Source organism: Burkholderia sp. 9779_493 (genome assembly GCF_015712215.1).
Lineage (GTDB): Bacteria > Pseudomonadota > Gammaproteobacteria > Burkholderiales > Burkholderiaceae > Burkholderia > Burkholderia cenocepacia.
Window position 1 is genome coordinate 103,706 of record NZ_JACCQA010000010.1, and the last position, 13,585, is coordinate 117,290.

Below are 13,585 nucleotides of genomic sequence, written 5' to 3' on the forward strand. Positions count from 1 at the left end.
GTCGACACAAAGTTGTTCGCACACCGGAAAGGTTTCTGGGTTTGTGTGATCACATTCGGCGACGTGCGGAGGAGGGAATTTGTGGGGGTATAACTGTTTTTTGAGATGGTGAGTAATCCAGAAAATGAATGGTGCATAGGAACGAGTGCATCATCCAAATTTATATCCGCCCGGGCCTGAGTGCCGTGACCTGTTACTCCCACGTCTCGCAAGAGTCTGCGGCTGAAAAGAATGTTTGGGGTTGTGATAGGGAGAGGGGTTTGCGCTGAACGTCGTGAACGGGATTTCAGTGTTTCTGTATCGTATAGAATGTGCAGCGGTGGCGCGGGGTGCTGCCGTGCGTCAAGCCAGCTACGTGATATTAACATCGGCGGCTCGAGACAGTTTTTTATCAATGTGCTCTCCAGAAAAAAACGAAATTATGGCAAAGCAGACCGTTTATCCTGGTATTAATCCGAGGGCGCAAATCAAAAATCTTCCTGTTGAGGAGGAGGCGATTGCGCGTGTTCTTTCTTCGGATTTTTATATTACTGGTGGTGTTGGCAGTGTCGCAATGGGGAGTAGTATATATCGTTATTTTTTCTTGCGGTTTCCTGATGATAAAGCGGCAGCATTCGGTGCTCGAGACGAGATAATCGTACTTCTTAGTCCGTATGAAAATTTTGAGCCAAGAACTCTTGATGCAATTGAGAAAATTCAGGCGGAAAAATCGGGCTTTCGATTGGACAAAATTTGTGCATTTGTGATATCTAATGATGAGGACTTTATAGGGAAGCTGAACAAAACAATAAAAAGTCAAAAAGAATGTCGCTTGATTACGCCCTTTACGTACCAGGAGCTTAAATCAAAGAAGTCGTCTGATTTTTACAGGCAGCGGGTTAAGCAGTTTTTCTTTGAGCGCAATCTGTATGATTTCGACTCTCCTTTGAGGCGGGATCTCTATTTCTTTGGGCGAGACGAGCTCTGTCAAAGTCTCATTGACAAGCATCAGACTGGTCAAAATTCTTCGCTCTTTGGGCTGCGTAGAAGTGGAAAGACATCCATTCTTCTTTCTGTTTGCAGGCGTATTTCCCATCAAGGCGGATTTGCATCGGTCATAGATTGTCAGCTGCTCTACCAGCTTCCATGGAATATGGCGTTGCACCATGTCGCGACGACAATCAATCGCGACCATCATTCGAAGGTGGTGATCAATGAGGACGAGTATACGGAGGAAAGGGCTGCGCTAACATTCTCAAAAGATATTGAGAGAGTATATAGAAAGCTCGGGAAGAGTATATTAATTGCATTTGATGAGGTCGAGCAAATAACGTTTGGTGTCTCATTTGGTGAGATGTGGCGAAACGGTTCGAGCTACGTTAGATTTTGGCATGCAATTAGAAGTGTGACGCAGAAGCAGGAAAATCCTGTAACCATTCTCCTGGTTGGGACAAATCCTAAGTGTTTAGAAACCCCGTTTGTCATGGGTGGGGATAATCCGTTGTATGGGCAGATAAAGCCGGAGTACATCCCGGGGTTTAGTGTTCATCAAGCGAAGCAAATGATAGAGACTTTGTCATCATATATGGGGATTACCGTTGATGATGATGTATATACGTATTTGGTTCGGGAGTTTGGTGGGCATCCCTTTTTGATGCGTCAGGCGTGCTCGTATATAAAATCTGAACTAGATAAGGGTATTCATAGGCATATTGATAGATTGTTGTATGAAAGAGTGGTTTCGGAATTTAATGAGAGTGTCGGTCATGGGTACTGCGAGCTAGTGATTGGTGTATTGTCTGAGCATTATCCGGATGAATATACTATGCTTACTTATCTTGCCAGGGGGGACGTGTCGGAGTTCGAGGGTTTGGCGGAAAGCGATCCGACATATACTCAGCATCTTCTAGGGTATGGGGTGGTTTCGAAATCGAGTGGCGGTTACGATTTCAAGATTGATTCTGTGAAAAAACATCTTTCCCAGAAAGAAAGATATAAGCGGTTAAATCTTTCGAATTCGGAGAAGCTCGCCGAAATTGGTGCGCGAAGAAATGAAGTCGAGCATCGTCTGCGTCGCTTGGTTTCCCAGGTCTTGCGGTCGTCGTTTGGGGAAGATGATGCGAGAAAATTAATTCTCGCAAAGCATGACCAAAAAGCCCGTTCTAAGTATCAGGCTCTCGCTTATAAGGAATTGTTTGACCCAAATAAGCATGAGATATATTTTAATGATCTCAGGGAGCTTATGCGGAAAAATTGGGAAAATGGATTTAAGAATATTTTTTCGGAGGATGTTGATAAATTCAATTCCAGAATGATTATACTTAATTCTATCGGGCGCTCCGATGCTCATCGGAAGGATGTCAGTGATGCTGACATGCAGAGTTTCCGGGGGAGCATGAGTTGGCTCGAAGAGAAGGTGGCTGATTACTTCTCGTAACGTTGCACCGTATCTACACTAACGTGTCGCCGCAGACGGTCATTGAAGTTCATTCGCAATGTATGTTCGATGGCCCGCCCGAGCGCGTACGGCCAATTTCCTGTACGTGAAGAGGACCGCATGCGGTCGCTGCTCTTCCGGCTTGGCGTCGAAACCGGGCAGATGCCGTATGCTCGACGGCGTGTCGGCTGTCCGTAATACGCGCCAATGCACGACCGATCGCGGCACCTTCCACCAGCGGATTCTCATGCTCGACGGGAATTGACGGATGGGCTACCCGATGGTGGCGTCGACTGTCTGGCTCGGGAAATGGGCGGCCCTGCTCAAGGAGAATCCATGCTGATGCCTAGTCCGGACAGCCCAGCCGATCCGCCAATTCGTTCAGATCCCTGACGTCGAAATCCCACGCATCGTCGGCTCGCAGGTCGGTCGTCTGGCCGGGCCCGTGCTCGGTCGGCCGCAGCACGAACGCGGTCGACAGCCCGAGCCCGCGCGCGGCCGCAAGATCGCCGTTGTGCGCGGCCACCAGGCACAGCTCGGCCGGCGCGAGGCCGAGAATCTCGACCGCTTCGGTATAGACCGCCGGCGACGGCTTGTACGCGCGGGCAACCTCGGCGCCGAGAATCGCGTCCCACGGCAGCCCGCCGTGTTTCGCGACGTCGACCATCAGCCGGATGTTGCCGTTCGACAGCGGCGCGATGATGTAGCGCTGCTTCAGCCGGTGCAGCCCGGCAACGGCATCGGGCCACGGATCGAGCCGGTGCCAGGCGAGATTGAGCGCGTCGATGTCGGCATCGGGCACGTCGTCGATCCCGAGGCGGTCGAGCGTGCGCACGAGGTTCTCGCGATGCAGCACGTCGAGCCGCACGTAGCGGCGGCGCCCGCTGCGGATTTCTTCCATCGACGGCGAATACTCGGCGCGCCACGCATCGGCGAACGCGAACGGGTCGAGCGTCGGCGCGTGGCGGTCCAGGAAGGCGGCGGCACCGCGTGCGACACCGCTTCTCCAGTCGACGATCGTTCCGAAGACATCGAAAACGAGCGCCTTGATTTCGGCAGGGTTCGTCATGGTGATCCAGTGAAGGTCGTTCGATGAGGGTTCACATCGCCGTGCCGCCGGATGGCGCGGCGCCGGTTCGATCGACATTGAATCACGGATACGACAACGCGGCCCGGAAGGCCGCGGTGCGGGGCTCGCGCGCCGGTCGCACGGGGCCGGCGAGCGGGGCGATGGCGCGCGGCGGCCGGACGGCACCGGCCGCCGTGCGCGCCGGGCCGGTCAGCTCTTGTCGTACGAGAACTGGATGCCGGCCGTGCCGCCGGTTTCGATGAACAGGTTCATGAACGCGGGCACGGTGGCGCTGCGCGCCCAGTCGCGCTGCAATTCGCAGAACAGCTGCGCGACGCTGATCATCTGGCCGCCGGCCTGCTCGATGCGGCGCAGCGCGGCTTCGTGCGCGGCGACCGACGTGCCGCCGACCGCGTCGACGACCACGTACACCTCGTAGCCGGCCTTCAGCGCGTCGAGCGCCGGGAACGTCAGGCACGCTTCGGTCCACAGCGCGGTCATGATCAGCTTCTTGCGGCCGGTCGCCTCGACGGCCTGACGGAACTCGACGTCCTCCCACGAGTTGATGCTCGTGCGGTCGTAGGTCGGATAGCCTTCGAGCGCCGCGCGCAGTTGCGGGATCGGCGGCTTGTTCAGCCCGGTCTTCACGTTGACGGTCGAGTGGACGATCGGGAGGTCGTACGCAACCGCCGCCTTCGATGCGCCGACGATGTTGTTGATCAGCAGTTGGCGATCCATCGACGCGATCGAGTTCACCTGGACCGGCTGGTAATCGATGACGATGAACGCGGCGTTCTGCGGGGTGAGCAGGTGGTCGTTCGCGGGGTCGCGAATCGGTTCGCTTGCCATGGTTGCCTCCAGAGACAGAGCAGGAAGTGAGGGAAATCCCGAGGGTCCGGGTCGGCGGCCGCGGTGTCGGGACACTCGCCGCGGCTGCACGCTCGCGCCGTCGCAAACGTCCGACGCCGGTTGCACGGCAGGCGCTTGCTCCAAGCTTAGTGAATCGTGCGGACGAGCGAGGCAGCCGGCTGAAAAAATCCCGCTTGCCTCGACGACACCGATCCACGTCGAAACACGATGCTAAGCGTGCAATAACGGGTGTTCCAGTCCCTTAAAATGCCGTCAGTGTTCTATGGGTGGAACAATCATGGATGACCTGAACGACCTCTACTATTTCGTGAGGGTGGTCGAACACGGCGGCTTCACGCAGGCCGGGCGCGCGCTGGACGTGCCGAAATCGACGCTGAGCCGGCGCATCGCGGCGCTGGAAGCGCAGTACGACGTGCGGCTGCTGCAGCGCACGACGCGCCATTTCACGGTCACGGAAACCGGGCGCGAATTCTACGAGCGCTGTCTCGCCGTGCTGGTCGAAGCCGACGCCGCGCGCGAGGTGATCGAGCGCCGGCACGCGGAGCCGCGCGGCATCGTGCGCGTGAGCTGCCCGACCGCCTTGCTCGAATACCGCGTGAGCGCACTCGTTGCCCGTTTCATGGCGATTCATCCGCAGGTGCACGCGCACCTCGAGGCGACGAATCGCCGCGTCGACCTGTTGAGCGAAGGCTTCGACCTGGCGCTGCGCGTGCGCTTCCCGCCGCTGGAGGACAGCGATCTCGTGATGCGTGTGCTGGCCGACAGCCCGCAGCGGCTGGTGGCGGCGCCGCACTGGCTGGACGGGCGCGCCGCACCGTCGGACCCGGCTGGGCTGATCGGCGCGCCGAGCCTCGACTGGGGGCCGGCGCGGCATCACGTCTGGCAACTGGTCGGGCCGAACGGCGAGCACGCGCAGTTGCGCCATCACCCGCGCTTCGTGACCGACGACATGCACGCGTTGCGCGATGCGGCGATTCATGGCGTCGGCATCGTGCAACTGCCGTGCATGGTCGTCGAGGACGACCTGCGCGATGGCACGCTGATCGACGTGCTGCCCGGCTGGGCGCCGAAGGGCGGCGTGGTGCACGCGGTGTTTCCGTCGCGGCGCGGGTTGCTGCCGCGCGTGCGGCTGCTGATCGACTTCCTGGCCGAGCACATCCGGAAGGATTGACGGGCGGCGCGCGGCGCGGCGCCGCCCGCGCTCCCGTGCGTGCAGGTGGTCAGTGCCACTTGCGGATCTGCACCTGGACCTTCCCGTCGCGGATCGGCATCACGTCCGGGCTGTCGTCGCCGACCTCGCTGTCGATCAGGTCGTTCAGGCGGCCGTTCATCGCGAGCAGCAGCTCGCCGTGCCGCTTGCGGTCGATCGCGAGATTGCGCATCTCGCCCGGGTCGCTCGCGACGTCGAACAGCTCGACGTCGTTGCGCGCGAACAGCGCGTCGAGCGTCGTGGGCCGGTTGAATTCGAGCGGCGAGAAATAGCGCGTGAAGCGGTAGCGGCCGTCGAACACGCTGCGGATCGTGCCGCGCAACCGGAAATCCGGCTGCTGCGCGAGCGCGCGGCGCAGCAGTTCGTCCTCCGGCACGCCTTTCTGCCGCAGCGTGCCGAGTTCCTTCAGCATCCATTCGCTGTCGTAGTACAGCAGCATCGCGTAGTTGAACAGCGTCGCGTCGCGCGCTGCGTGCCGTTGCGCGTCCGCCGGTTTCGCGAGCCAGCGCGTGAGGTCGTGCCCCTTCAGCGCGCTGCCGCGGATCGTCGCGAGCCGCGCATCGTCGAGGCCGGTGAGTCCGAGCAGCGTCGGCGCGATGTCGATGTGCGACGTCAGCGCATCGCACTGCATGCCGCCCGGATACGCGGGATGGCGGATCACGAGCGGCACGTGATTCTGCGGCTGGTAGGCCGCCGCGCCCTTGCCGACGAGCTGGTGCGCGCCGACGTGGTCGCCGTGGTCGGCCGTCATCACGACGATCGTGCGTTCGTCGAGGCCGAGCGATTGCAGCGTCTGCAGCAGGCGTACGACGTGCGTGTCGCAATCGCGGATGCAGTTGAAGTAGTTGTCCTGATAGAGGCGTACGCGTTCGTCGGTGAACGGGTAGCGTCCGACGAGATTCGCATGCGCGGCGTTGAACATGCCGTGCGCGGGTGGCCGCCCCGGCTCGTCGTACGGCTGCCGCCGGGACGCGGCGAGCGGCACGTCGCGCCATGACGTGCGATACAGCGCATCGTTCGGCGGCGGCGCGTTGCCGAGCATCGGGTGGTTGGCGTCCTGCACCGTCGAGCCGTGCGTGTCGGTGTTCACGAACATCGCGTCGTGCGGGTTCACGAGATTCACCGCGAGGAACCACGGCTTGCCGTCCTGCGCGAGGCGCGGCGCATGGTTGCGCATCCAGCTCACCGCGGCCTCCGCCGTGAGCCCGTCGTACTGGTAGCCGCCGCGAACCATGCCGATCAGGTCACCCACGCCGAAATAGTCGTCGAAGCCGTACGCGCGGATCGTGCGGTTGTAGTCGGCCACGGGCGCCGTGTACGGGCTCGCGGTTTCGTGCATCGACGCGCTCAGGTGCCACTTGCCGAGATACGCGGCGTAGTAGCCGGCGTCGCGCAGCATGTGGCCGACCGTGCGAATGTCCGGCGACATGTCCTTTTGCCAGGGCAGGCCTGCGTTGTCGAGCACGCCGGTGTGCTGGATGTGCTGGCCCGTGTAGACCGTCGAACGCGACGGCGAGCACACGCATGCGGCGATCTGGTGGTGCATGAAGGTGAGGCCGTCGCGGCGCAGCGCTTCGCGGCCGGGCACGGGGAACGGCCAGCGGTCGAAATGGCGTTCCTGATCGGTCAGGATGAACAGGATGTTGTAGCCGGCGGGCGGCGCGGCAGGCGCGGTGGTGGCGCCGCGCAAGGCCGGCGCCGGATCGACGGCGGCGACCGTTCCGGTGCCGGCAGCCGGGGCGGCCGGTGCCGGGTTCGCGGCCAGCGCATCGGCGCCGAAGCCGGCCGACGCGACGGCCGCACCGGCCAGCTTGAGGAACTGGCGTCGCGCGGTGGGTTCGGTGGCGGGGGTGTCCTGATCGTCTTTCACGTCGGCTGTCTCCTGTCATGCCGGCTCGTGCCGGGGGTTTTCATGCCGACGACTATGCGGCAGGATCGCGTATCGATCGATGAAAGATCAGGGTCGATCGATAACCTGCCGAACATGAATGACGGAGACGCCCGTGACCCTCGACCCCCGCGGCCCGGCCGGCCGCACGCGACCGGACCTGCTCGCGCCGCCCGGCGCGCCGGCCCACGAGCGGCGCATCGCGCAGGCGCTGCGCCGGCTGCGCGTGCGCGACATGGAAACGCTCGACACGCTCGGCCGCACGCGCAGCTTCGCGCGCACGTCCGAGGCCGCGTCGATCACGCAGCCGGCGCTGTCGAAGTGGCTGCGCGAGCTCGAAGAGTCGCTCGGGCTGCCGCTGTTCGAGCGTACGTCGCGGCGGGTCGCGCCGACGGCGTACGGCGATGCGCTGCTCGAATGCATCGGCCGCGTGCTGACCGACATGCGCGGCGTCGCGCCCGCGTTCGACGCGTTGCGCACCGGCGCAGGCCGCCCGGTGTCGATCGGCCTGCTGCCGAACATGGCGCCGCAACTGATTCCGGGCGCGCTCGCGTGGCTGCGGGAAGCCGGCCGCCCCGTGCAGCTCAACGTGCGGGAAGACACGCTCGACCGGATGCTCGCGCAGGCGCAGCGCCACGAGCTCGACCTGCTCGTGTGCCGGCTCGACGCGTCGGCGTTGAGCGCGGGGCTCGCCGTCGCGCCGCTGTACCGCGATGACATGATCGTCGTGTGCGGGCCGCGCCATCCGTTGCTCGGGCGCGCACGGATCGGCTGGCGCGACGCGGCCGCGTTTCCGTGGATCGCGCCGCCGTCGGGTTCGCCCGCGCGCACGGCGCTCGACGCCGAGTTCGCTAAGGCGGGCCTGGCGCCGCCGGCCGTGCTGATGGAGTCGGTGTCGTGGCAGACCAATCGCGCGGTCGCCGACCAGTCGCCGTGCCTGTTCGTGCAGTCGGCCCGTGCGTTCGACCTCGCCGCGCGGGCCGGCGAGCGCGTCGGCCGGCTGCCGCTGAAGCTGTCGACGATGCCGGAGACGGTCGGCGCGCTGTATGCGGCGCCCGCGAGCGCATCGGTCGCCGCCGCGATCGACGCGCTGAAGGCGGTGACGGGCGCGCATTCCGGCGCGGACGACCGGCCGGCAGCGGGGCAGGGTGCGGACACATTCTGACGGATCGTTGTCGGAGAAGGCGCGCGCGGCCTTCGTGCGCTGCAGCAACCGATCGGCGATCCGGTCGCCGCCGGTGCGAGCCGCGCGGCAACCGAGCGTATCCCCTGATGCAAGCAGGCACGCCGGCTGTCACGGATTGGTGTTAAATACATTTCGGCGCGCCCTGGCTCGGCGCGCAAACGGGGCGCACCGGGCATCGGCGTAAACCCGGGGCGGGACAGGGCACGAAAAGGCACGAAATATCGATAACGAATCGGGCGCATCAGACCCGGTCGGACAGACGGCAGGATTCATCTTGAATACCGAACCGCAAAGTTCTCGCTACAGCATCGGGCTCGCCGCGGAAGTGCTCGCATCCGAGCAGAGCGTACTGAGACTGATCACGCGCAACACGCCGCTGCCGGAACTGTTGGTCGAAGTTTGCCGGCGTGCCGAGACTTTGCTCGGCGACGGCGCGTCGTGCACGATCCTGCTGCTCGATACGGACGGCGTGCACGTGCGCGTCGGCGCGGCGCCGTCGCTGCCCGCGCAGTACAGCGCGGCGATCGACGGCGCGACGATCGGGCCCGCGGCCGGCTCGTGCGGCACCGCGATGTACGAGCGCCGGATGGTCGCCGTCGAGGACATCGAAACCGATCCGCTGTGGGCCGACTACCGCGCCATCGCATTGCCGCTGGGCCTGCGCGCGTGCTGGTCGGTGCCGTTCCTCGACGATGCGGGCATCGTGCTCGGCGCATTCGCCGTCTATCACCACTGGCCGTGCCGGCCGAGCGACGAGGAAACCGCGCTGTTGCGCGATATCGGCAACAGCGTCGGACTCGCGGTGCACCAGGACCGGATCGCGCGACAGCTCGCGCACAGCGAGGAGCATCACCGGCTCGTCGTCAACAGCCTGAGCGAGGGCATCCTCGTCATATCGCGCGAGGGCGTCGTGATCGCGAGCAATCCGAGCGCGAACCGGATGATGCGCGTGAAGGGCGAACTCGTCGGCCGCCGGCTGTCGACGGTGATCCTGCGCAAGCTGCGCGAGGACGGCACGCCGATCGAGCCGCGCGACTGGCCGAGCCGGCGTGCGCTCGAGACGGCCACGCCGATGCTCGACTACACGGTCGGCTTCGGTCTCGCGGACGGCGACATCATCTGGGTGCGCGGCAACGCGGTGCCGATCGTGCGGCCGGGCGAGACGCGGGCCGACTCGGTGCTCGTGTCGTTCAACGACATCGGCCCCGTGCGCGAAGCACAGCAGCAGCTGCGCTACATGGCGACCCGCGATGCGCTGACGGGCCTGTACAACCGTCGCTGGCTCGGCGATCGCATGCGCGAGCTGTTCGGCGTGCACGATGCGGCGACCGGGCCCGCGCGCGTCGCGATCCTGTTCATCGATCTGGTCGGCTTCAAGAAGGTCAACGACACGGCCGGCCACGACGCGGGCGATGCGCTGCTGCGCAGCGTCGCGGCGCGGCTCTCGGCCTGCGCGGACCGCTACGCGCTCACGCGGGTCGGCGGCGACGAGTTCGTGATCCTCGTCGACGACTGCGACGATCCCGAGCGTCTCGCGGTGCTCGCCCGCGAGGTCATCGACGCGATCGCGAAGCCGTTCGCGATCGCGAACAACGAATACTGGCTCGGCGTATCGATCGGCATCAGCGTCGCGCCGCGCGACGGCGACGATGCCGTGACGCTGATGCGCAACGCCGATTCGGCGATGTACGACGCGAAGCAGCGCGGCCGCAACCACTTCACGTTCTTCACCGCGCAGCTCAACCTGCGGCTGCAGCGCCGCTTCGCGATCGAGCAGTCGCTGCGGCGCGCACTCGCGTCGGACATGCTGCGGCTCGCGTATCAGCCCGTCGTCGATGCGCGCAGCGGCCGCACGGTCGGCGCCGAGGCGCTGCTGCGCTGGACGAGCCCCGAGCTCGGGCCGATGTCGCCGGCCGAGTTCATTCCGGTCGCGGAAGACACGGGGCTGATCGTCGCGATCGGCCAGTGGGTGCTCGAAACCGCGTGCCGGCAGGCGGCCGAATGGCGCCGCACGATCGCGCCGGACCTGATGCTGGCCGTCAACCTGTCGCCGCGGCAGTTTCACGAAGGGCTCGTCGAATCGGTCGGCCGCTGTCTCGCGCAAACGCGGCTCGACCCGTCCGCGCTCGAACTGGAAATCACCGAAGGCGTGCTGATGAACGACACGGACACCGTGCTGCCGATGCTCGAAGCGCTCACGGACATGAACGTGCGGATTTCGGTCGACGATTTCGGCACCGGCTATTCGTCGCTCGCGTACCTGAAGCGCTTTCCGCTGCACAACCTGAAGGTCGACCGCTCGTTCGTGTCGGGCGTGCCCGATCATCACGACTCGGTCGCGATCACGCAGGCGGTCGTCGCGATGGCGCATTCGCTCGGGATGAAGGTCACGGCCGAAGGCGTCGAGACGCAGGCGCAGTCGTGGTTCCTGCAGCAGATCGGCTGCGACATGCAGCAGGGCTATCTGTTCAGCCGCCCGCTGGAGGCGAGCGACTACGCGCGCCGGCTCGGCGCGGCCTGAGCGCGGCGCGCGCGCCGGTCGTACCCGTTGGTGTGCGTCAGTGCGCGTCAGTGCGCGTCGAACCCGCCGCTGCCCGGCGGCGTCGACGACCGATCGATCTCGACCCGGTTCTTGCCTTCGTGCTTCGCGCGATAGAGCGCGCGGTCGGCCGCCTCGATCAGCAGGGTCGTCGGCAGGCCGGGCGCGGGCACGATGCTCGCGCCGCCGATGCTGATCGTCACGGTGTGGTTGCCGGTCGACGAATGCGCGTGCCGCAGCCGCAGTGCCTCGACCGCGAGCCGGATCTTCTCGCCGAGCAGCCGCGCGGCGCCCGGCGACGTGGCCGGCATCACGACCGCGAATTCCTCGCCGCCGAAGCGCGCCGCGAGATCGCCCGACTGCCCGAGGCAGCGCTCGATCGTCGACGCGATCTGCTTGAGCACGCTGTCGCCCGACACGTGACCGTACGTGTCGTTGTACAGCTTGAAGTTGTCGACGTCGATCATCAGCAGCGACAGCTCGCTGCGCTCGCGCGTGCCGCGCCGCCACTCGGCGGCCAGGTATTCGTCGAGATAGCGCCGGTTCGACAGTCCGGTCAGGCCGTCGGAATGCGTGAGGCGCCGCAGTTCGAGATTGGCCTCGAGCAGTTGCTGCTGCGATTGCCGCAGCGCGCGATAGGCTTCGTCGCGCTGCAGCAGGTTCAGGTACGAGCGCGAATGGTAGCGGATGCGCGCGACGAGCTCGATGCGATCGGGCAGCTTGACCAGGTAGTCGTTCGCGCCGGACGCGAACGCGGCGCTCTTGATCACCGGTTCCTCCTGCGTCGACAGCACGATGATCGGCACGTCGCGCATCGCCGGATTCGCGCGGTACGCCTTGACGAGGCTCAGCCCGTCGGTGCCCGGCATCACGAGGTCCTGCAGGATCACGGTCGGGCGCGTCTCGATCGCGGTGGCCATCGCGTCGTCCGAGCGCGGGCAGTAGTGGAAGTCGATGCCTTCCTCGTCGACGAGCGCGCGCCGCACGGCTTCCGCGACGATCGTCTGGTCGTCGACCAGCAGCACCATCGCCGGCACGTCGGCGGGCGACGCGGTCGGGCCGCCGGGCGGGCGAGTCAGGTCAATCGTCATGGTCGATGCGGGTTGTTGCGGTCGTTGCAAGGGCGGGCATGGGTGTTGCGGACGGTCATCGTCGGGCTCAGATCCGTGCGAGCGCCGCCAGTTCGCCCGCGATGCGCCCGAGCGGCAGGATCGCACGCGCCGCGCCGAGCGTCGCGGCCGCCTTCGGCATCCCGTATACCGCGCTGGTCGCCTCGTCCTGCGCGATCGTATGGTAGCCCTTCATCCGCAGCGCCTTCAGGCCGATCGCGCCGTCGCGGCCCATCCCCGTCAGCAGCACGCCGATCACGCGGCCGGGCCAGTGCTCGGTCAGGCTGTTGAAGAACACGTCGACCGACGGACGATACGGCGTGGCGGCCGGCTCCCGCGTGTATTCGAGCGTGCCGGCGCGCGTGATGCGCAGGTGATCGTCGGTCGCGGCGAGCAGCGCGACGCCCGGCTGCGGGCGGTCGCCTTCGCGGGCGACGCGCACGGCGAGCCGGGTCTGGCCGTCGAGCCATTGCGCCATGCCTTCGGCGAACGCGCGATCGACGTGCTGCACGATCACGATCGGCGCATTGAAATCGGCGGGCAGGCTACCGAGGATCGACGCGAGCGCGCCGGGGCCGCCGGCCGATGCGCCGATCGCGACCAGCGGGCCGCCGCCGTTGCGCGCGGCCGTGCCGGCGATGCGCGGGCCGCCCGGCGCGTCGAGCAGGCGGCCGATCTGGTCGATCTTCGCGAGCAGCAGTTTCGTCGTGTCGCCGGCCGCGCCGTCGCCGAGCCGCGGCGTGTCGACCGCGTCGAGCGCGCCGGCGCCCATCGCCTCGAACACGCGCCACGCGTTCGCGCCGATGCAGCTCGTCACGATCAGGATCGCGCATGGTCGTTCGGAGCGCATGATCCGCCGCGTCGCTTCGATCCCGTCGAATTTCGGCATGATCAGGTCCATCAGCACGATGTCGGGCGGCTGCGCGGCGCACAGTTCGACGGCCTGCGCGCCGTCGGTCGCGACCCACAGCACGCGGTGCTCGGGCCGTCGCGCGATCGCGCGGCGCATCGCCTCGACGGCAAGCGGGAGGTCGTTGACGATGCCGATGTTCACAAGCGGAATTCTCCGGTCGGTTCGTAGTGTTGGAGGTGGGCCGGGTTCATGGAAGGGCGTAGCCTGTTCGGCGCTGCCGGGCGGCATCGGCGGCCGGACGGCGCGGCATTCTTTTCGGTTGGCGACGCCCGAATGCTGTCATGCGGCGCGGGCGGCGGCAATCGAAAAATGTGCGCATGATGCCGTTTCAGTGCGTTTCCTCTATGGCCGTGCGGCATTGCCCGCAAGCGGGCCGGTCGATCCT

General features: G+C 64.9%; 9 protein-coding genes. 4 read left to right on the top strand and 5 right to left on the bottom strand.

Annotated features, from left to right (window positions below):
- The first annotated feature begins 274 nt into the window (after positions 1–274).
- Positions 275–2,416 (top strand): hypothetical protein, encoded by a 2,142-nt coding sequence (locus H0X95_RS12675; protein ID WP_154641181.1) that lies wholly within the window; start codon positions 275–277, stop codon positions 2,414–2,416.
- A 346-nt stretch (positions 2,417–2,762) separates the two neighbouring features.
- On the opposite strand, the gene H0X95_RS12680 is transcribed toward H0X95_RS12675, so the two are convergent.
- A complete protein-coding gene (locus tag H0X95_RS12680; RefSeq protein WP_059722676.1) occupies positions 2,763–3,485 on the bottom strand; it encodes a haloacid dehalogenase type II in 723 nt (240 codons plus the stop codon).
- A gap of 210 nt (positions 3,486–3,695) precedes the next feature.
- The gene (locus tag H0X95_RS12685; RefSeq protein WP_006483761.1) at positions 3,696–4,334 is read right to left on the bottom strand and encodes a hydrolase; all 639 of its coding nucleotides are present in this window, start codon (positions 4,332–4,334) and stop codon (positions 3,696–3,698) included.
- A 298-nt stretch (positions 4,335–4,632) separates the two neighbouring features.
- On the opposite strand from H0X95_RS12685, the gene H0X95_RS12690 reads away from it, so the two are divergent.
- Entirely contained in the window at positions 4,633–5,526 is an 894-nt protein-coding gene (locus H0X95_RS12690; RefSeq protein WP_196446070.1) for a LysR substrate-binding domain-containing protein, read from the top strand.
- 49 nt (positions 5,527–5,575) lie between these two features.
- On the opposite strand, the gene H0X95_RS12695 is transcribed toward H0X95_RS12690, so the two are convergent.
- Positions 5,576–7,435 (bottom strand): sulfatase-like hydrolase/transferase, encoded by a 1,860-nt coding sequence (locus tag H0X95_RS12695; RefSeq protein ID WP_059722679.1) that lies wholly within the window; start codon positions 7,433–7,435, stop codon positions 5,576–5,578.
- 133 nt (positions 7,436–7,568) lie between these two features.
- On the opposite strand from H0X95_RS12695, the gene H0X95_RS12700 reads away from it, so the two are divergent.
- Together H0X95_RS12700 and H0X95_RS12705 are read left to right on the top strand one after the other, a co-directional pair.
- On the top strand, positions 7,569–8,618 hold the full coding sequence (locus H0X95_RS12700; protein WP_059722741.1) for a LysR substrate-binding domain-containing protein: 1,050 nt from the start codon (positions 7,569–7,571) through the stop codon (positions 8,616–8,618).
- 295 nt (positions 8,619–8,913) lie between these two features.
- Positions 8,914–11,160, top strand: coding sequence for a putative bifunctional diguanylate cyclase/phosphodiesterase (locus H0X95_RS12705; RefSeq protein ID WP_059722681.1), 2,247 nt, complete (start codon positions 8,914–8,916; stop codon positions 11,158–11,160).
- Positions 11,161–11,207: 47 nt separating this feature from the next.
- On the opposite strand, the gene H0X95_RS12710 is transcribed toward H0X95_RS12705, so the two are convergent.
- A complete protein-coding gene (locus H0X95_RS12710; RefSeq protein WP_059722682.1) occupies positions 11,208–12,269 on the bottom strand; it encodes a diguanylate cyclase in 1,062 nt (353 codons plus the stop codon).
- A 67-nt stretch (positions 12,270–12,336) separates the two neighbouring features.
- Positions 12,337–13,341: a chemotaxis response regulator protein-glutamate methylesterase gene (locus H0X95_RS12715; protein WP_006495190.1), complete on the bottom strand. Its 1,005-nt coding sequence runs from the start codon at positions 13,339–13,341 to the stop codon at positions 12,337–12,339.
- Between the last annotated feature and the right edge of the window lie 244 nt (positions 13,342–13,585).

What these genes read in the sequence shown, in the direction of transcription:
- H0X95_RS12685 (WP_006483761.1), bottom strand. Translation starts at nt 4,334, where the DNA reads ATGGCAAGCGAACCGATTCGCGACCCCGCGAACGACCACCTGCTCACC.
- H0X95_RS12710 (WP_059722682.1), bottom strand. Translation starts at nt 12,269, where the DNA reads ATGACGATTGACCTGACTCGCCCGCCCGGCGGCCCGACCGCGTCGCCC.
- H0X95_RS12680 (WP_059722676.1), bottom strand. Translation starts at nt 3,485, where the DNA reads ATGACGAACCCTGCCGAAATCAAGGCGCTCGTTTTCGATGTCTTCGGA.
- H0X95_RS12690 (WP_196446070.1), top strand. Translation starts at nt 4,633, where the DNA reads ATGGATGACCTGAACGACCTCTACTATTTCGTGAGGGTGGTCGAACAC.